The following is a 16,615-nucleotide window of genomic DNA, read 5'->3' as shown; positions in this document are numbered from 1 at the left end:
CCGTGCGGGCACAAGGATCTCCACCGGAGCGGTCCCGCACACCTCTCGTCACGGAATCTCCCCGTTCCGTGTGAAGGCCGGGAGAACGGGAGATGCCGAAGTGACATGTGCGCGGCGGGACGGTCAGTGGCGCGACCCGTGCTCTCCCGTGCGAGGATGGGTCGTCCCGCGCCCCGGAAGGGGCGAGAATGTCCTTGTCGGAGGGGGTGCGCAGGGATGTCGGACGGCAGCGGCGAAAGGACCGGAGCGTACGTGAGCGAGAATCAGAACCTCCTCGCGGAGCAGCGGCGCGCCCTGATCCTGGACGAGGTCCGGCGCCGAGGCGGGGTGCGCGTCAACGAGCTCACCCGCAAGCTCGGCGTGTCGGACATGACGGTACGCCGCGATCTCGACGCGCTGGCCCGGCAGGGCGTGCTGGAGAAGGTGCACGGCGGCGCGGTCCCGGTGGTCGAGGCCAGCACGCACGAGCCGGGCTTCGAGGCCAAGTCGGGTCTGGAGCTGACGGCCAAGGAGGACATCGCGCAGGCGGCGGCCGAGTTGGTCACGCCGGGCAGCGCGATCGCCCTGTCGGGCGGTACGACGACGTTCGCGCTGGCACATCAACTGGTCGACGTTCCCGACCTCACCGTGGTCACCAACTCGGTGCGGGTGGCCGACGTGTTCCACGCCGCGCAGCGCACGACGGGCCCCCGGCAGGGCGCGGCCACGGTCGTGCTGACCGGCGGGGTGCGCACCCCGTCCGACTCGCTGGTGGGCCCGGTGGCCGATCAGGCGATCGCGGCGCTGCACTTCGACGTGCTGTTCCTCGGTGTGCACGGGATATCGGTCGAGGCGGGCCTGTCCACGCCGAACCTCGCGGAGGCCGAGACCAACCGGCGCCTGGTGCAGTCGGCGCGGCGGGTCGTGGTGGTCGCCGACCACACCAAGTGGGGTGTGGTGGGCCTGAGTTCGTTCGCGGCGCTGGAGCAGGTCGACACACTGGTGACGGACGCCGGGCTGGAGACCGAGGTGCGCTCGGAGATCTCGGAGCACCTGCGGCTGGTGGTGGCCGGTGAGCCCGATGAGGGTGCAGACATCTGACGGGGTGCCAGCTAGGGTGGCGCTGCCCGGGGCAGCGTCGGCATAGGGGGTTCTCGTCCATGGCACACCTGCTGCGTGAGGTGGGGCTCGACTTCGTGGGGAGCGCGCCGGTCCGGCATGTCTTCGCGCGGGAGATCTCGGCTCCGCCGGAGGCCGTGTACCGGGCGCTCGCCGAGGATGTGCCGGGCTGGCCGGAGTGGTTCGGGGCGGTGACCCTGGCCCGCCCGCTCGACGACGGAGCCCGGCGCGAGGTCCGTCTCAAGGGCGGCACGCGCTTCGAGGAGACGATCCTCGCGGCGAAGAGCCCCGAGGTGTACGCCTATCGCGTCGATCTCACGAACGCGCCGGGGGCGCGGGCGATGGTGGAGGAGTGGCGGCTTGCCCCAGCCGGGGCGGGGACGCGGGTGCAGTGGACGTTCGCCGTGGACGGTACCGCGCCGTTCCGGGTCGCGTTCGGGTTCGCGAAGGCCGGTCTCGCACGGACGTTCCGGGGGGCGGTCGGTGCGCTGGACCGGCGACTCGGAGGGGCGCAGGCCCGGTAGGCCGTCGGGTGTCTGCCGGTCCGTCGTGGCTGGTCGCGCAGTTCCCCGCGCCCCTTGGGGGTTGCCCGCCCGTAGCTGAGTACGCCACGGTCATTCGGGCCAGACGCCCGTCTCCAGCAGTTGTTCGATCTCCGCCGAGTACGGCGCGATGTCCAGGCCCTGCTCGCTCAGCCACACGTCGGAGTAGTACTTGTCGAGGTAGCGGTCCCCCGGGTCGCACAGCAGCGTCACCACGCTGCCCTGCCGGCCCTCGGCGACCATCTCGGCGACGATCTTCAGCGCGCTCCACAGCCCCGTGCCGGTGGAGCCGCCCGCCTTGCGGCCGATGGCTCTCTCCAGGGCGCGCACGGCGGCCACGCTGGCCGCGTCCGGGACCTTCATCATCCGGTCGATGGCGCCGGGCACGAAGCTGGGCTCCATGCGCGGGCGGCCGATGCCCTCGATGCGGGAGCCGCAGTCGCAGGTGACGTCCGGATCGCCGGTGGTCCATCCCTCGAAGAAACAGGAGTTCTCCGGATCGGCGACGCAGATGCGGGTGTCGTGCTGCATGTAGTGGACGTACCGGGCGAGGGTCGCGGAGGTGCCGCCGGTGCCGGCCGTGGCGACGATCCACGCGGGCTCCGGGAACCGTTCCAGCTTCAGCTGGCGGAAGATGGACTCGGCGATGTTGTTGTTGCCGCGCCAGTCCGTGGCCCGTTCGGCGTAGGTGAACTGGTCCATGTAGTGACCGCCGGTCTCCACCGCGAGGCGGGCGGATTCCTCGTACATCCTCCGTGAGTCGTCCACGAAGTGGCACTGTCCGCCGTGGAACTCGATGAGACGGCACTTCTCGGCGCTGGTCGTGCGGGGCATGACCGCGATGAAGGGCACGCCGATCAGCTTCGCGAAGTACGCCTCGGAGACGGCCGTCGAGCCGCTGGACGCCTCGATCACCGGGCGGCCCGGCCGGATCCAGCCATTGCACAGGCCGTACAGGAAGAGGGAGCGGGCGAGGCGGTGCTTGAGGCTGCCGGTCGGGTGGGTCGACTCGTCCTTGAGGTACAGGTCGATGCCCCACTGCTCCGGCAGCGGGAAGCGCAACAGGTGCGTGTCGGCCGAGCGGTTGGCGTCGGCCTGGACTTTTCGTACGGCTTCTTTCAGCCAGCCGCGATAGGCGGCGTCGCTGTGGTCGACGTCGAGGGTCACGCCGGACGGGGTCTGCTGGATGGTGCTCACGGCGGTGCTCCTCGGGCTGTGCGGCAGCGCCGGCTCGCGCTGCCTTCGCTTCGAGCATAAACATCTTCCGCACGCTTCTCACCTGCATAAACACACCTTTGAGAGCCTCAAAGGCATCCCTGGGCCGGTACCTCACCGAGCCCAGGGGGCGCATTCGCGCGAGTGCTCCGAACGCCCCCGTCGAGGCACGACGTGCGTACTGGTGCTAGACGTCGTACGCGGGCAGACTGCACCGGACGGGACAGCGTTCCCGGACGGGGGGCACACTGGATCACGACCAGAGCCGGCCACGGCCCACGCAGGACGGACCGGCACACCGACACGCACTAAGGGGCGGGGCATGGCTGAACCGGAGTTCAGGGCCACGGGCGTGCGGATCGGGAAGCGGCTGCGCTCCCTGACCCGGGCCGGACAGGTGCGGATCAGTGACGGCAGGCTGCAACTGCTCACCAGCTACGGCAGCGAGATCGACAGCGCGCCGGTGCAGGCGGTACGGGCGTCCAAGCCCTGGTTCGCCCCGGACGACAAGGCGCTCGCGGACCTCAACGGAAACCGCTACTCGCTGACGCTGGGCGACCACGACCCCGCTCCGGGGGAACCCGGTCCGCCCGCGGCGCGCCGGTTCATCGAGGCCGTACGGAAGGCTGCGGGGCGTAAGGGCTGAGTCACCGCGAGTTGCGGTACCGCACCTCCTGCGTCACGCTGGTCTCACGTCACTCTGGGTTTACCGGCGACTACGCTGAGAACCAGCCCGCCGGCCATGACAGCAGGCGGCCGTTTCCTTCAAGCACCCTGCTGGATCCGTACTCCGTGTTCTTCCGGACCTCTTCAGTCGGGGAGTCGCAGCCGTGATCAGTTACCCAAGCAGGCACTGCACGGTGGAGCTCCAAGCCCTGCCGTCGCGGATCGGCCAGGTCCGCAGAATCGTCTCTGCGCAGTTGCGCTACTGGCATCTGGACCCCTTGATAGACCGCGCCGCGCTCGGTGTGACCGAGTTGTTGACCAACGTCCACCAGCACGCCCAGCCCGACAAGACGTGCACCGTGGAGATCGAGCTGCTGCTGGACCGGCTCACGGTCTCGGTGCGCGACTGCGACCCGCGCTTGCCGGTCGTGGCGGACACCGCGGACACCGACGTGCTCGCCACCTGCGGCCGTGGCCTTGCGATGGTGGCCGCGGTCAGCGAGAGCTGGGGTGTGCGTCCGGACGGCGAGTCGGGCAAGGTCGTGTGGTTCTCACTGCCGGCGCCCGTGGCGGCGGTACGGGCCACACCCGCGCGGCCGCCGCAGCGGACGACGACCGTGGCCGTGGAGACGCCCGCGCGACGGTTGGCGGAGGTCGGACAGCGAGTCGACCTGCGCAGGCCCGAACACGCTCCCGCCCGGTCGGCCGTTGTCGGCTGACCGGGCGGTGAGGGGGCTTCGACGGGTGGGCTCTCAGGGGCGGCGGCCGTGGACCGGCCGTCGCCCCTGAGAGCCTCGCCGCGTCCCTGCGGCGCGGGGCACGCGCGCGTCACTCCGTGGCGATGGCCCGCAGTACGTCCAGCCGTGCCGCGCGGCGCGCCGGGCGCAGGCCCGCCAGGGCTCCCGCGGTGATGCCGACCAGGGCCACCACCGTGAGTTGCAGGGGCGGCATCGCGAAGGCGAAGGCGCTGTCGGACGCGCCGTCGGACGCCTCGACCAGGACCCAGCCGAGGAAGGCGCCGAGGGCCAGGCCGCCGACCGTGCCGAACGCCGCGACCAGGATCGACTCCCAGCGGACCATGGCGCGCAGCTGCGAGCGGGTCTGGCCGACGGCCCTCAGCAGGCCCAGTTCGCGGGTGCGCTCGTGGATCGCCAGGGTGAGGGTGTTGGCGATGCCGAGGAGCGCGATGAGCACCGCGAGGGCGAGGAGGGCGTAGACGAGGGTGAGCATCATGTCGATGCCGCCGGCCGCGGACTGCGCGTACTCGTCGCGGGTCTGCACCTCGGGGTCGCCGTACTGGGCCGCCACCTTCTCGACCGCCGCCTTGCCGTCGTCCGTGCCGACGCCGTCCTTGAAGGAGACGGCGATCAGGGTGTCGGCGTCCTGGGTGCGGTGCGGGGCCCAGGCGTCGCGGGTGATGACGTAGTCGCCGGCGAGTTCGGACTGCCCGTAGACCGCGCGGACCGTGAAGGTCTGCGTCCGCCCGTCGGTGAAGGTGAGCCGGGCCCTGTCGCCGGTCGCCAGGTGCTGCTTGTCCGCCTCGCTCTCGGTGATGGCGATGCCGTCGGTGCCGAGGCCGTCCATCGAGCCCCGGACCTGACCGAGGTCGAAGGTGCGCTCCAGGGCGACCGGGTCGGTGACCGTCAACGCCCGTCCCTTGCCGTCGACTTCGGCGACTCCGCGGCCGAGACCGACGGCCGTGTCGACCTCGGGCAGCCGCTGGACCGCGTCGGCGAGTCGTGGGCTCAGACCGCTGCCGCCCGCGCCGAACGACGGGGTGCTGACGGCCACGTCGCCGGCGAAGGAGCGGGCCACGGTCTGGTCCATGGTGGCCTTCAACGAGGCGCCGAACACGGTGAACAGGGACACCACGGCCACCCCGATCATCAGGGCACTGGCGGTGGCGGCGGTCCGCTTCGGGCTGCGCAGGGCGTTGCGCCGCGCGAGTCCGCCGGTGACGCCGCGCAGTCGGTCCAAGGGGCCGCCGAGGACCCGTACGGCCGTGGTGGAGGCGACCGGGCCGAGGACTACGAAGGCGATCAGGGCGAGGACCGCGCCGGTGGCCGCCAGCCAGATGGAGGGGGACACCAGGACGCCGGTGAGTGTCACGCCGAGCGCGAGGGCGATGAGCGCCAGGCCGGTGACCGCGCGGGCGCGGGAGGCGCCGGAGGTGTCGACCGCCGTCTCGCGCAGGGCGGCCAGCGGCGCGGTGCGGCCGGCGCGTACGGCGGGCAGCAGGGCCGAGCCGAGGCAGACCACGATGCCGACGGCCAGCGGCAGCGCCATGGACAGGGCGCTGATCACCAGGTCGCCGTCGGGGAACGGGAATCCGATCGCCGGGAACAGCGCCTGGAGTCCGGCCGCGATGCCGATGCCGCCCGCGAGGCCGGCCGCGGACGCGGTGACGGCCACCGCGCTCGCCTCGACGAGGGTGGAGACGGTCACCTGTCGGCGTGAGGCGCCCAAGGCCCGCAACAGGGCGTTCTCGCGGGTGCGCTGGGCGACGACGATCGCGAAGGTGTTGTGGATGGAGAAGGTCGCGACGAGCAGGGCGACGCCGGAGAACACCAGCAGCAAGGTGGTGAAGACCGACAGGAACTGACTGGAGATCATGTCGGTGTTCTCCTCGGCCGACTCCTGGCCGGTGATGGCCTCGACTCCCTTGGGGAGCACGGGAGTCAGCGCGTCGACCAGCTCCTGCTGGCTGACGCCGGGGCCTGCCCGCACCTGGATGGTCGCCGCCTCGCCGGGCGCGGCCGTGAGGTACTTCTCCGCGTCGGCCCGGGTCAGGCCGGTGAAGGTCACCTGGGCCATGCCGTCCTCGCCGCCGAAGGTCGCGAGGCCGACGACGGTCACCTTGACGGGGTCGGGCGTACGCAGGGTCGTCGTGTCGCCGATCTTCAGGTCGCCGCGCTCGGCCGTGCCACGGTCGACGACGACCTCGCCGGGCTTGCTCGGAGCGTGGCCCTCGGCGAGCCGGTAAGCGTTGAGCTCAGGGTCGGTGATCCAGTTCCCGGCGAGGGTGGGCGGGCCCTGCCCGCCGATGGGGTCGCCGTTCTTGCCGATGAGCTGGCCCGCACCCTGGATGTTGGGCGCGGCGGCCGCGACACCGGGGACCTTCTCGATCGTGGTCACGAGATCGGTGTCGACCGGTTCCCGTACGCCCTCGCTCTCGCCGGGCGTGGTGATGGCGTCGGAGCTGCGGACGACGGCGTCGGTGCCGCCGGTCGCGTTGCCGAACATGGTGTCGAAGCTGGCGCGCAGCGTGTCGCCCATGACGAGGGTCCCGGCGAGGAACGCCACGCCGAGCAACACCGCGAGGAACGTCCCCGCGAAGCGCCGCTTGTGGGCGCGCAGGGAGGACGCGCTGATGCGGACGGACGCGTTCATGACGGCACCTCGAAGGCTTTCATGCGGTCCAGGACCTTGTCGGCGGTCGGGGCCTCCATACGGTCGACCAGGCGTCCGTCGGCGAGGAAGACGACCTCGTCGGCGTGGGCGGCGGCCACCGGGTCGTGGGTGACCATGACGACCGTGCGGGCCGTCTGGCGTACGGTGCGGCCGAGCAGGCCGAGGACCTCGCCGCCGGAGCGGGAGTCGAGGTTGCCGGTCGGCTCGTCGGCGAAGACGACGTCGGGCCGTCCGGCGAAGGCGCGGGCGACGGCGACGCGTTGCTGCTGGCCGCCGGAGAGTTCCGAGGGGCGGTGGTGGAGCCGGTCGCGCAGGCCGACGACGTCGATCAGCGCTTCGATCCACTCGGGGTCGCCCTTGCCGCCCGCGAGGTCGAGCGGCAGGGTGATGTTCTCCGCGACGGTGAGCGTCGGCACCAGGTTGAAGGACTGGAAGACGAAGCCGACGCGGTCCCGGCGCAGCAGGGTGAGGCGGCGGTCGTCGAGGCTGCTCAGCTCGGTGTCGCCGATGTGGGCGGTGCCCGAGGTCAGCGTGTCGAGTCCGGCCGCGCAGTGCATCAGCGTCGACTTGCCGGAGCCCGAGGGCCCCATGATCGCGGTGAAGCGGCCGACCGGGAAGTCGACGCTCACCCCGTCCAGGGCCCTCACGCTGGTGTCGCCGCTGCCGTACACCTTCACGGCGTCGACCACGCGGGCCGCCGTCGGCGTGATCGTTGTGGCGGTCGTGGCGGTCATGCCGCACCGCCCCTGCCCTTGCGGCCGAACTGCTCGTCCAGGACGGACAGTCGGCGCCAGTACTCGTCCTCGTCGATCTCGCCGGAGGCGAAGCGGTGGCCGAGCACGGCGATGGGCGAGTTGTCGTCGACCTCCGGGGCGCCGGCGCGCCAGGGGCCGCCGCGTCCGCGCCACACGGTGCGGCGCAGCAGCGTGATGCCGCCGACCACGACGGCCGCCCAGATCAGCGGGAAGAAGAGGATCCACGGCCCGGGGCCGCCGTCCGCGAAGTGAGCCAGGGTCTGCATCTCGAGTCATCTCCCGAGTCGGTTCGGTCGGGTGGTTCGGGTCGTTCGGTGATGTCTCGAGACTCGCGCCGGGAGGGGGTCCGGGTCGTCGTACGGCCAGCGGCAGTGCGTGTACCTCGCGGGGAGTACGACGGGCCGGTTGCGCTGCTCCGCAGGGGCCGTGGAGAGGCTCTGAAAGCGTTCGACTTCTGTAACTACTAGTATGTACAGTGGCGGTATGAGCACCGCGGACCGACTGATCGAGTCCACTCGTGAGCTGTTGTGGGAGCGCGGCTACGTGGGCACCAGCCCCAAGGCCATCCTGGAGCGTGCGGGTGCCGGGCAGGGCAGCATGTACCACCACTTCAGAGGCAAGCCCGATCTCGCGCTGGCCGCCATCCGGCGGACCGCCGAGGAGATGCGGGCTACCGCTGCGGGAGTACTCGACGGGCCGGGCACGCCGTACGAGCGCATCGAGGCGTATCTGCGGCGTGAGCGCGATGTGCTGCGCGGCTGTCCGGTCGGGCGGCTGACCATGGACCCGGACGTGATCGCCAGCGACGAACTGCGGGCGCCCGTCGACGAGACGCTGGACTGGCTGCGGGAGCGGCTCGCGGGAATCGTCGAGGAGGGCAAGGAACAGGGCCGGTTCGCGGCCGGGTTCGACGGCGAGTCGATCGCGGCGACGATCGTCGCGACGGTCCAGGGCGGCTATGTCCTGGCCCGTGCGTCCGGTTCGCCCGCGGCCTTCGATGCGGCCGTCCGGGGACTGCTGTCACTGCTGGCCCCGCACGAGACCACCCCCGCTCCTTGAGGAAGTCCGGCCGCCCGCCCTGTCATCCGACGGGCGCCGTGATGTCCGACTGGCCGCCCCGAGAAAGGACTTGGCATGCATGCCATGCAGTACGAGTTCGCCTTGCCGGCCGATTACGACATGGACGTCATCCGTTCCCGGGTCGCCCGGGTCGGGCATCTGCTGGACGACTGGGACGGCCTCGGCGTCAAGGCGTATCTGGTGCGTGAGCGCGGGGTGCGCGGGTCGGCGGTGAACCAGTACGGGCCGTTCTACCTCTGGAACACCGTGGAGGGGATGAACGCCTTCCTGTGGGGCGGGGCGTTCCAGGGCCCCGTGAACGACTTCGGGCGGCCGCGGGTGCGGCAGTGGACGGGGCTCGCGTACGAGGAGGGAGTCGCGGCCCGCTCCCCCGCCGCGTCCGCCGTGCGCCGGCGTCAACCGGTGCCGGAGAGCGTCGAGTTGGCCGCGTTCATGACGGAGGCCGGGGACGAGACCGCGCGGCTGGCGGAGCGCGACGGGGCCGTGCTGGCGGCGGCGGTCGTCGACACGCACGCGTGGGAGGTGGTCCACTTCTCGCTCTGGCAGGACGACGCACCCAAGGCCGAGGGCGAAATGTACCAGGTGCTGCACCTGTCGTCGCCGGGGCGCGGCACGCTGCCGCGGGGGCGCCAGTGGTGAGCGCGGTCCGTACGGTCCTCGGCGATGTGCGGTCCGAGGAACTCGGCGTGTGCGACGCGCACGACCACCTCTTCCTCAGCAGCCCGCGACTGTCCGGCCAGGAGCTGAACGACGCGTCCGCCGCGCGGGCGGAGCTGGAGGCGTTCCGCGCGGCCGGCGGTTCCTCGGTGGTGCAGTGGACGCCGTACGGCATGGGGCGCCGGGCCGCCGACCTGCCGCCGCTGTCCCGGGCCGCCGGGGTGCATCTGGTCTGTGCGACGGGGCTGCGCCAAGCGGCGCACTACGCGCCGGAGTTGTTCGACGAACTGCGCGGGAGGCTCGCCGACGTCTTGGTCTCCGAGCTCACCGGGGGCGTCGGCGCTTCGGGAGTGCGCGCCGGGATCGTCAAGGTCGCCGGCGGATTCCACGCCCTCGACGCGCACGCCCGCTGGACGATGACCGCCGCGGCCGAGGCCCACCGCGCGACGGACGCGCCCATCGCGGTGCACCTGGAGGCGGGGACGGGGGCGCTCGACGTACTGGACCTGCTGTGCGGCGAGTTGGGGGTTGCGCCGCACCGGGTGATCCTCGGTCATCTCAACCGCTCCCCCGAACTCGTGGTGCACCGACAGGCGGCCGCGTCGGGCTGCCGGCTCGCCCTCGACGGGCCCTCGCGCGCCCATCACGCCACCGACTGGCGGATGCCGGACGCGGTGCGGGCGCCGGCCGAGGCCGGGTTCGGACACCGGCTGCCGCTGGGCGGGGACACCGTCGTCGCCGGGGCACGGTCGGTCGATGGCGGTCCCGGTATGCCGTATCTGCCGCGCCGGGTGCGGGCGCGGCTCGCGCTCGAACTGGGCGAGGTGCTGGTGGAACGCATCCTCGTCGACAACCCCGGCCGGGCCTTCGCCGCTGACTGGCGCTGACTTGCGCTGATGTCCGGCCCGATCGCATCGGTCCGCCGCGGCACTCCTGAGCGGAGATCTATCGCTTGCCCGGTGTTCCCTCGTGCCGGTCCAGTTCGGTCAGCAGGCGGCGCAGTGACGCGCGGGTGGCGCGGATCTCCTCGTCGGGGATGCCCGCGAAGAGGCTGCGGTGCATCTTCGTGGCCCTGTCGGTGAGTCGGGCGAGTGACTCTTGCCCTTGTGGGGTCACCGTCAGCAGCGGTGAGCTGCGATGATCAGGGTTGGGTGTGTAGGCGGCGAGCCCCAGTGAGACGAGATCGTTGGCGACCCGCTGGATGTTCTGGCGGCTGACGCCGAGGCGGCGTGCGGCCTGGGGGATGGTGAGCGGCTCCTCGGACGCGACGCTCAGGACCTGCCAGCGGGCTTGGGTGAGCCCCTCCGCACCCGCGGTTTCCTCACCCAGCCGTCGCAGGGCCCCCGCCGCCTCGAGCACATCCGCGATCAGCAGGGCCGTCTCGTCCGACATCACCACTCCACTCTCGATACACTTGACAACACATTGTCAGTCCAGCAATGTGTTGTCATGTTACTGGAACAACCACCCCAAGGACAGGCCATGCCCAAGATCGACCTTTACCGGAATGTTCACATGGGGCAGCGCGCGCGACTGTTCACCCTCGCCACCGAGCTCGGCGCCGCGGACGTCTCCCCCAGCGGCTCCGCCGCCGAGCAGGCGGCCCGCTGCCTCGCCATGACCGAGGAGCTGCGTGAGCACGCCGACCACGAGGACACCTTCATCCACCAGCTCCTGCGAGAGCGGGCCCCGGAGGCGGCGGACGCGCTGGAGGCCGAGCATGTCCGCCTCGACGCGGCATTCGTCGCGCTGGACGAGCGGGCGCGCTCCCTGCCCGGCACCCCGGCCGACGACCTGCCGGAGGCTCAGCACGCGCTGTACCTGGCGCTGAACGAAGTGATCAGCGCCTATCTCGCCCACCTGCACGTGGAGGAGACGGTCGCCATGCCGGCCCTGTGGCAGTACGCCGGCGCCGACGAACTGGGCGCCGTGATGTCCGCCTTCCGTGCCTCGCGCACCCCCGAGCAGGCCCTGACGGACCTCCACCGGATGCTGCCCGCTCTGCCGCCCGCGCCGAGGGTCGCGATCGTACGCGGTGTCCTGGAGAACGCCGGGCCCGGCCAGGCGGACCGCACGCTCGCAGCGGTGTGCGGCACGCTCAGCGCCTCCCAGCGTCACCGGCTGTACGAGGACCTCGGGGTGCCGGAGGTCCGGGCGGCCGGATGAGCGGCGCCTCAGGCCCGGCCGAGGTCCAGGCGCTCGATGCGGGCCACGTTCACCCGGTCATCGGCGTCCGCACTCGCCTCTGCGGCGAACCAGGCGTCGAGGATCTCCTTGAGCAGCGGCTCGGACGTCAGCCGCAGACCGAGGGCCAGCACATTGGCGTCGTTCCAGCGGCGGGCGCCGTCCGCCGTGTAGGCGTCCGTGCACAGGGCGGCCCGTACGCCCGGAACCTTGTTCGCGGCGATCGAGGCGCCCGTGCCGGTCCAGCAGCACACCACCGCCTGGTCGGCGGTACCGGCGGCGACCTCGCGGGCGGCCGCCTCGGAGCAGGCGGCCCACTGCGGGTCGGCGCCGGGGCTCAGCGCGCCGTACGCCACCACCTCGTGGCCCCGCTCGCGCAGTTCGGCGACGAGCGAGCGCGCCACCGGTTCGTCCATGTCCGAGGAAACGGAGATCCGCATGTCCCGAGCGTACTCGGCGAGGCGCGCCGGCCACGGGCGGGCGGGTCGCGGCCGTGCTCCGTAGTGTCGGTGGAGGAGGCACATGCCGGGAAGGAGTGACTCATGGGTCCTGGCGAGGTCGTCCGTCGCTTCAACGCCGCGATCAACGACCGGGATCTCGACGGCCTGGCGTCGCTGATGTCGGAGGACCACACGTTCGTGGATTCCGGGGGCGGCGCGGTCCGCGGGAAGCAGGCGTGTGTCGAGGCATGGCGTGGCTTCTTCGCTGCCTTCCCGGACTATCGCAACACGTTCACCGGGCTGAGCGTGCGCGACGACGTCGTCGCGGTGTCCGGCCACTCCGAGTGCTCGCGGCCCGAACTGGCGGGGCCGGCGCTGTGGACCGCGCGCGTCACGGGCACGCACGTCGATGAGTGGCGGGTGTACGAGGACACGCCCGCCGTGCGACGCGAGCTCGGTCTGCCGGCGGCCGGCCAGGGCCTGTCTGACGCCGCGGGCAGGCGGGGATGGTCAGGCAGGCCCTAGGACAGCGCCCCGAGCGGATCGTCCAGGACCGGCTGCCACGCCAACTCGGCCGCACCGACCAGGCTGTTGTGGTCGAGGGTGCACGCGAGGATCGGGACACCGCCGCTCTGGCCCCACAGGCTGCGGTCGGCGACGACGGCCCGCAGGCGTTCGGGGTCGGCGTCCAGGAGGGCGCGGTGCAGGCCGCCGAGGATGATGCGGTCGGGGTTGAGGATGTTGACCAGGCCCGCGAGGCCGAGGCCCAGGCGGTCGATGAGGGCTTCGGTGGCCGTGCGGACCGTGGGGTCGTCGTAGTGGTTGCCGATCAGGTCCTTGGACTGCTGGAGCAGCGAGACCTCGGGACCCGGCTCCCGCCCGGCCGCCGTGAGGAAGGCCAGCGGATCGGCCTCGACGTCGAGACAGCCGCGGCTGCCGCAGTGGCAGGGTCTGCCCTCGGGGTTCACGGTGAGGTGCCCGACCTCCAGGGCCAGGCCCGAACTGCCGGTGTGCAGACGGCCGTCCAGCACGAGCGCCCCGCCGACGCCCCGGTGCCCGGTGGCCACGCACAGCAGGTCGCGGGCGCCGCGCCCCGCGCCGTGCCGGTGTTCGGCGAGCGCGGCGAGGTTCACGTCGTTCCCGGTGAACGCCGGACCGGTGATCCCGGCCGTGCGCACGCACTCCGTGAAGATACGGCGGACAGGGGCGCCCACGGGCCAGGCCAGGTGCAGGGGGTTGAGCGCGAGGCCGTCGGGTTCCGCGACGGCCGAGGGGACGGCGAGGCCCGCGCCCACACAGCGGCGGCCCGTCGTGCGCAGCAGGTCGGCGCCCGCCTCGACGACCGAACCGAGCACCTTGGCCGGATCGGCGTCCACGGTCTCGCAGCCGGGCGCGGTGGCGACGATACGGCCGCCGAGACCGACCAGCGCCGCCCGGAACCCGTCGGCGTGGACCTGGGCGGCGAGGACGACGGGCCCGTCCTCGGCGACCGACAGCCGGTGCGAGGGCCGCCCCTGCGAACCGGCCGCCGCGCCGGGCCGGGCGTCGACCCGGATCAGCCCGAGCGCCTCCAGCTCCGCGGCGACCGCGCCGGCCGTGGCCCGGGTCACTCCGAGCTCGGCGGTGAGGACGGCACGCGTGGGCGCGCGCCCGGTGTGCACGAGCTCCAACGCGGGCCCGAGCGCACCGCGCCCCCGGTCCAACCGCGTCCTCGAGGTGGTCCCTTCCCCCGCCGGCCGGGGGTCCGCCTTGCCGCTCATGAGGGCGAGTCTCCCATGATCCGCGAATGCGACGGCCTACAGCCCGCTCACTCTGAGCGTGACGTTCAACCGCCCGGTCAGCCCCAACTCCGGCGGTGCGGTGCCCGGCTGCACCTTGGGCACCCCGTGGTACGCGAGCCGCGCCGGGCCGCCGAACACGAACAGGTCCCCGCTGCGCAGTTCGACGTCCGTGTAGGGCCGGGTCCGCGTCTCGGTGTTGCCGACGCGGAAGACGCAGGTGTCGCCGAGGCTCAGGGACACCACTGGCTCGGGCGACTTCTCGTCGCTGTCACGGTGCATGCCCATGCGGGCGTCGGCGTCGTAGAAGTTGATGAGGGCGATGTCGTAGGGCGCCGCCTCATGGGCCGCGTGCGACTCGCCCAGTGTGTCCCGCACCGCGCGACGGCCCAGTTCGCCGAGCCATTTTGGGAACGGCTTCACCGGGCTGCCGTCGCCGTCGACGACGGCGCGGGCATAGGCGTAGGGGTACCAGTGCCAGCCCAGGCAGACCTGTCTGGCGGTCATCGTGCCGCCGCCGGGGGTGCGGACCGTGCGCAGCCCGGCGGGCGGGCGTGCCCAGTCGCGGCAGGCCGCGAGCAGCTCGCGCTGGGCCCGCGGGTCCAGCCAGTCCGGCAGATGCACCGCGCCCGGCGTCACCTCCGTACGCTCCCGGGGGAACAGCTCGGCGTCCATGCCTCCCATCCTCCCCCACCGGCCGTGAGCTGCGGCTCGGCTAGCCTGGACGCACGATGAACGACCGTATGACGACGCCCTGGGGTGACCTGGCGCTGACCCGATTCCCCGAGGACCCGCGCGAGCGGCTGCGCGCCTGGGACGCCTCCGACGAGTACCTCCTCAGGCACCTGGCGGAGCAGGCGATCCCGCTGTCCGGCACGGTCGTGGTGGTCGGTGACCGCTGGGGCGCCCTGGTCACGGCGCTCGCCGCGCACCGGCCGACGCAGATCACGGACTCCTACCTGACGCAGGAGGCCACCCGTGCCAACCTCGCCCGGCACGGCGTCGAACCCGGCACGGTCCGGCTGCTGACCACGCAGGACGCGCCGCCGGACCGGATCGACGTCCTGCTGGTGCGGGTGCCGAAGAGCCTGGCCCTGCTGGAGGACCAGCTGCTCCGGCTGGCGCCGGCGGTGCACGAGGGCACGGTGGTGGTCGGCACCGGCATGGTGAAGGAGATCCACACCTCGACGCTCCAGCTCTTCGAGCGGATCCTCGGCCCGACCCGCACCTCGCTCGCGGAGCGGAAGGCCCGGCTGATCTTCTGCACGCCCGCGCCGTCGCCGGAGCGGCCCGGCAACCCGTGGCCGTACGCCTACACGCTCCCGGACGGCATCGGTGCCGTCTCGCAGGGCACGGTCGTCAATCACGCGGGCGTCTTCTGCGCCGACCGGCTCGACATCGGGACGCGGTTCTTCCTCGGGCATCTGCCGGACGGCAAGGGCGCCCGGCGGGTGGTGGACCTCGGGTGCGGCAACGGCATCGTCGGTACGGCGGTCGCGCTGGCGAACCCCGAGGCCGAGGTGCTGTTCGTCGACGAGTCGTTCCAGGCCCTGGCCTCGGCAGAGGCGACGTTCCGGGCCAACGGGGTGCCGGGGCACGCGGAGTTCCGGGTCGGGGACGGGATGGCGGGTGTGCCGGACGGCAGTGTGGACCTCGTGCTGAACAACCCGCCGTTCCACTCGCACCAGGCGACGACCGACGCGACGGCCTGGCGCATGTTCACGGGCGCCCGGCGCGCGCTGCGGCCGGGCGGCGAGCTGTGGGTGATCGGCAACCGGCACCTCGGGTACCACGTGAAGCTGCGGCGACTGTTCGGGAACAGTGAACTGGTCGCCGGGGACCCGAAGTTCGTGGTGCTGCGAGCCGTCAAGCGCTGACCGGGACGGCCCGCGGCGGCGGTCGGGGTCAGCGAGCCCCCAGCACGCCGATGATGTCGGCCACCGCCCGCACCATCGCCTCCCGGCCCACGCTCAGGTACTTGCGTGAGTCGACCGCCTCGGGGTGTGCGGCGAGGAAGTCGCGGATCGCGCTCGTCATGGCGATGTTGAGGGCCGTGCCGACGTTGACCTTGGCGATGCCGCCCGCGACAGCCGCGGTCAGCTCGTCGTCGGGCACGCCGGAGGAGCCGTGCAGGACGAGCGGGACGTCCAGGGCGGCGGCGAGGCGCTTGAGGAGTTCGTGGTCGAGGGTGGCGGTGCGGGTGGTCATGGCGTGCGAGCTGCCGATGGCGACGGCCAGGGCGTCGACGCCGGAGTCGGCGACGAAGGCGTGGGCCTCGGCGGGGTCGGTTCGGGCGCCCGGGGCGTGGGCGTCCAGCGGCGGCTCGCCGTTCTTGCCGCCCAGGCGGCCCAACTCGGCCTCGATCCACAGCCCTTGGGCGTGCGCCCAGTCGACGGCCGCCTTCGTCGCGGCGAGGTTGTCCAGGTACGGCAGTCGGGCGGCGTCGTACATCACGGAGCTGAACCCGGCGTCCGGGGCCTGGCGCAGCAGGTCGTCGCTCTGCACGTGGTCGAGGTGCAGGGCGACGGGTACGTCGGCGCGCTCGGCGGCGGCGACGGCCGCACGGGCGAGCGGCAGCAGCCGGCCGTAGCGGAACCTGACGGCGTTCTCGCTGACCTGCAGGACGACGGGGGAACTCGCCGACTCCGCGCCGGCGATGACGGCCTCGACATGTTCCAGGGTGATGACGTTGAACGCGGCGACGGCTGAACGGGCTGCGGCGGCGCGGGTGATGAGCTCGCCGGTGGTCGTGAGGGGCACGGCCTGTCCTTTCTCCTGCTTCCGTACCG

At 72.4% G+C, this 16,615-nt stretch carries 19 protein-coding genes; 10 read left to right on the top strand and 9 right to left on the bottom strand.

What is annotated here, in order from left to right; genetic code table 11:
* Window positions 1–252: 252 nt before the first annotated feature.
* A complete protein-coding gene (locus ACFPQ9_RS31930; protein WP_380861252.1) occupies window positions 253–1,080 on the top strand; it encodes a DeoR/GlpR family DNA-binding transcription regulator in 828 nt (275 codons plus the stop codon).
* A gap of 59 nt (window positions 1,081–1,139) precedes the next feature.
* The gene (locus ACFPQ9_RS31925; RefSeq protein WP_380861249.1) at window positions 1,140–1,622 is read left to right on the top strand and encodes an SRPBCC family protein; all 483 of its coding nucleotides are present in this window, start codon (window positions 1,140–1,142) and stop codon (window positions 1,620–1,622) included.
* Window positions 1,623–1,712: 90 nt separating this feature from the next.
* On the opposite strand, the gene cds1 is transcribed toward ACFPQ9_RS31925, so the two are convergent.
* Window positions 1,713–2,837 (bottom strand): L-cysteine desulfhydrase Cds1, encoded by a 1,125-nt coding sequence (gene cds1, locus ACFPQ9_RS31920; protein WP_380861246.1) that lies wholly within the window; start codon window positions 2,835–2,837, stop codon window positions 1,713–1,715.
* Between the two features lie 340 nt (window positions 2,838–3,177).
* Here cds1 and ACFPQ9_RS31915 point away from each other — a divergent pair, with 340 nt between their 5' ends.
* Window positions 3,178–3,501 (top strand): hypothetical protein, encoded by a 324-nt coding sequence (locus tag ACFPQ9_RS31915; protein ID WP_380861243.1) that lies wholly within the window; start codon window positions 3,178–3,180, stop codon window positions 3,499–3,501.
* Window positions 3,502–3,685: 184 nt separating this feature from the next.
* Window positions 3,686–4,240 carry an ATP-binding protein gene (locus ACFPQ9_RS31910; RefSeq protein WP_380861240.1) on the top strand — a complete coding sequence of 185 codons (555 nt, stop codon included), beginning with the start codon at window positions 3,686–3,688 and terminating at the stop codon, window positions 4,238–4,240.
* A 109-nt stretch (window positions 4,241–4,349) separates the two neighbouring features.
* Here the strand turns inward: ACFPQ9_RS31910 and ACFPQ9_RS31905 are convergent, their stop codons facing one another.
* From ACFPQ9_RS31905 to ACFPQ9_RS31895, 3 genes are read right to left on the bottom strand one after another with little or no spacing between them, the layout of a single operon-like run.
* A complete protein-coding gene (locus tag ACFPQ9_RS31905; protein ID WP_380861237.1) occupies window positions 4,350–6,911 on the bottom strand; it encodes an ABC transporter permease in 2,562 nt (853 codons plus the stop codon).
* Window positions 6,908–7,666, bottom strand: coding sequence for an ABC transporter ATP-binding protein (locus ACFPQ9_RS31900; RefSeq protein WP_380861234.1), 759 nt, complete (start codon window positions 7,664–7,666; stop codon window positions 6,908–6,910). Before ACFPQ9_RS31900 ends, ACFPQ9_RS31905 begins: the two co-directional genes overlap by 4 nt.
* A complete protein-coding gene (locus ACFPQ9_RS31895) occupies window positions 7,663–7,953 on the bottom strand; it encodes an SHOCT domain-containing protein (protein ID WP_380861231.1) in 291 nt (96 codons plus the stop codon). The genes ACFPQ9_RS31900 and ACFPQ9_RS31895 overlap by 4 nt, the downstream gene beginning before the upstream one ends.
* A 217-nt stretch (window positions 7,954–8,170) precedes the next feature.
* Between ACFPQ9_RS31895 and ACFPQ9_RS31890 the strand changes: the two genes are divergently transcribed.
* From ACFPQ9_RS31890 to ACFPQ9_RS31880, 3 genes are all read left to right on the top strand, one after another.
* Window positions 8,171–8,746 (top strand): TetR/AcrR family transcriptional regulator, encoded by a 576-nt coding sequence (locus tag ACFPQ9_RS31890; protein WP_380861228.1) that lies wholly within the window; start codon window positions 8,171–8,173, stop codon window positions 8,744–8,746.
* 75 nt (window positions 8,747–8,821) lie between these two features.
* A complete protein-coding gene (locus ACFPQ9_RS31885; protein WP_380861226.1) occupies window positions 8,822–9,406 on the top strand; it encodes a DUF4865 family protein in 585 nt (194 codons plus the stop codon).
* Complete coding sequence (locus tag ACFPQ9_RS31880) at window positions 9,403–10,311, top strand: phosphotriesterase family protein (RefSeq protein ID WP_380861224.1); 909 nt, start codon at window positions 9,403–9,405, stop codon at window positions 10,309–10,311. Before ACFPQ9_RS31885 ends, ACFPQ9_RS31880 begins: the two co-directional genes overlap by 4 nt.
* 58 nt (window positions 10,312–10,369) lie before the next feature.
* Here ACFPQ9_RS31880 and ACFPQ9_RS31875 read toward each other — a convergent pair whose 3' ends face one another.
* Window positions 10,370–10,816 (bottom strand): MarR family winged helix-turn-helix transcriptional regulator, encoded by a 447-nt coding sequence (locus ACFPQ9_RS31875; RefSeq protein WP_380861221.1) that lies wholly within the window; start codon window positions 10,814–10,816, stop codon window positions 10,370–10,372.
* A 90-nt stretch (window positions 10,817–10,906) separates the two neighbouring features.
* Between ACFPQ9_RS31875 and ACFPQ9_RS31870 the strand changes: the two genes are divergently transcribed.
* Window positions 10,907–11,590: a hemerythrin domain-containing protein gene (locus tag ACFPQ9_RS31870; RefSeq protein ID WP_380861218.1), complete on the top strand. Its 684-nt coding sequence runs from the start codon at window positions 10,907–10,909 to the stop codon at window positions 11,588–11,590.
* A gap of 8 nt (window positions 11,591–11,598) precedes the next feature.
* Here the strand turns inward: ACFPQ9_RS31870 and ACFPQ9_RS31865 are convergent, their stop codons facing one another.
* On the bottom strand, window positions 11,599–12,048 hold the full coding sequence (locus tag ACFPQ9_RS31865; protein ID WP_380861215.1) for an RpiB/LacA/LacB family sugar-phosphate isomerase: 450 nt from the start codon (window positions 12,046–12,048) through the stop codon (window positions 11,599–11,601).
* A gap of 102 nt (window positions 12,049–12,150) precedes the next feature.
* Here ACFPQ9_RS31865 and ACFPQ9_RS31860 point away from each other — a divergent pair, with 102 nt between their 5' ends.
* Window positions 12,151–12,573, top strand: coding sequence for a nuclear transport factor 2 family protein (locus tag ACFPQ9_RS31860; protein WP_380861212.1), 423 nt, complete (start codon window positions 12,151–12,153; stop codon window positions 12,571–12,573).
* On the opposite strand, the gene ACFPQ9_RS31855 is transcribed toward ACFPQ9_RS31860, so the two are convergent.
* Together ACFPQ9_RS31855 and ACFPQ9_RS31850 are read right to left on the bottom strand one after the other, a co-directional pair.
* On the bottom strand, window positions 12,570–13,808 hold the full coding sequence (locus ACFPQ9_RS31855) for an ROK family protein (RefSeq protein ID WP_380861209.1): 1,239 nt from the start codon (window positions 13,806–13,808) through the stop codon (window positions 12,570–12,572). The two genes, ACFPQ9_RS31860 and ACFPQ9_RS31855, sit on opposite strands and share 4 nt — an antisense overlap.
* 36 nt (window positions 13,809–13,844) lie before the next feature.
* A complete protein-coding gene (locus tag ACFPQ9_RS31850) occupies window positions 13,845–14,501 on the bottom strand; it encodes an alpha-ketoglutarate-dependent dioxygenase AlkB family protein (RefSeq protein WP_380861206.1) in 657 nt (218 codons plus the stop codon).
* A gap of 68 nt (window positions 14,502–14,569) precedes the next feature.
* Here ACFPQ9_RS31850 and ACFPQ9_RS31845 point away from each other — a divergent pair, with 68 nt between their 5' ends.
* Window positions 14,570–15,703 (top strand): methyltransferase, encoded by a 1,134-nt coding sequence (locus ACFPQ9_RS31845; protein WP_380861331.1) that lies wholly within the window; start codon window positions 14,570–14,572, stop codon window positions 15,701–15,703.
* 28 nt (window positions 15,704–15,731) lie between these two features.
* On the opposite strand, the gene ACFPQ9_RS31840 is transcribed toward ACFPQ9_RS31845, so the two are convergent.
* The gene (locus tag ACFPQ9_RS31840) at window positions 15,732–16,586 is read right to left on the bottom strand and encodes a class II fructose-bisphosphate aldolase (protein WP_380861203.1); all 855 of its coding nucleotides are present in this window, start codon (window positions 16,584–16,586) and stop codon (window positions 15,732–15,734) included.
* Window positions 16,587–16,615 lie beyond the last annotated feature (29 nt).

Origin of the sequence: Streptomyces coerulescens (assembly GCF_042657965.1) — a bacterium.
Taxonomy (GTDB): domain Bacteria; phylum Actinomycetota; class Actinomycetes; order Streptomycetales; family Streptomycetaceae; genus Streptomyces; species Streptomyces coerulescens.
The sequence above is the reverse complement of the archived record's forward strand: the minus strand, read 5'-3'. Positions and strand labels throughout refer to the sequence as shown.

Bases quoted from the DNA above. Each gene is read 5' to 3' on its own strand.
- ACFPQ9_RS31925 (WP_380861249.1), top strand. From the start codon at position 1,140: ATGGCACACCTGCTGCGTGAGGTGGGGCTCGACTTCGTGGGGAGCGCG.
- ACFPQ9_RS31915 (WP_380861243.1), top strand. From the start codon at position 3,178: ATGGCTGAACCGGAGTTCAGGGCCACGGGCGTGCGGATCGGGAAGCGG.
- ACFPQ9_RS31905 (WP_380861237.1), bottom strand. From the start codon at position 6,911: ATGAACGCGTCCGTCCGCATCAGCGCGTCCTCCCTGCGCGCCCACAAG.
- ACFPQ9_RS31900 (WP_380861234.1), bottom strand. From the start codon at position 7,666: ATGACCGCCACGACCGCCACAACGATCACGCCGACGGCGGCCCGCGTG.
- ACFPQ9_RS31895 (WP_380861231.1), bottom strand. From the start codon at position 7,953: ATGCAGACCCTGGCTCACTTCGCGGACGGCGGCCCCGGGCCGTGGATC.
- ACFPQ9_RS31890 (WP_380861228.1), top strand. From the start codon at position 8,171: ATGAGCACCGCGGACCGACTGATCGAGTCCACTCGTGAGCTGTTGTGG.
- ACFPQ9_RS31885 (WP_380861226.1), top strand. From the start codon at position 8,822: ATGCATGCCATGCAGTACGAGTTCGCCTTGCCGGCCGATTACGACATG.
- ACFPQ9_RS31875 (WP_380861221.1), bottom strand. From the start codon at position 10,816: ATGTCGGACGAGACGGCCCTGCTGATCGCGGATGTGCTCGAGGCGGCG.
- ACFPQ9_RS31870 (WP_380861218.1), top strand. From the start codon at position 10,907: ATGCCCAAGATCGACCTTTACCGGAATGTTCACATGGGGCAGCGCGCG.
- ACFPQ9_RS31865 (WP_380861215.1), bottom strand. From the start codon at position 12,048: ATGCGGATCTCCGTTTCCTCGGACATGGACGAACCGGTGGCGCGCTCG.
- ACFPQ9_RS31860 (WP_380861212.1), top strand. From the start codon at position 12,151: ATGGGTCCTGGCGAGGTCGTCCGTCGCTTCAACGCCGCGATCAACGAC.
- ACFPQ9_RS31855 (WP_380861209.1), bottom strand. From the start codon at position 13,808: ATGAGCGGCAAGGCGGACCCCCGGCCGGCGGGGGAAGGGACCACCTCG.
- ACFPQ9_RS31850 (WP_380861206.1), bottom strand. From the start codon at position 14,501: ATGGACGCCGAGCTGTTCCCCCGGGAGCGTACGGAGGTGACGCCGGGC.
- ACFPQ9_RS31845 (WP_380861331.1), top strand. From the start codon at position 14,570: ATGACGACGCCCTGGGGTGACCTGGCGCTGACCCGATTCCCCGAGGAC.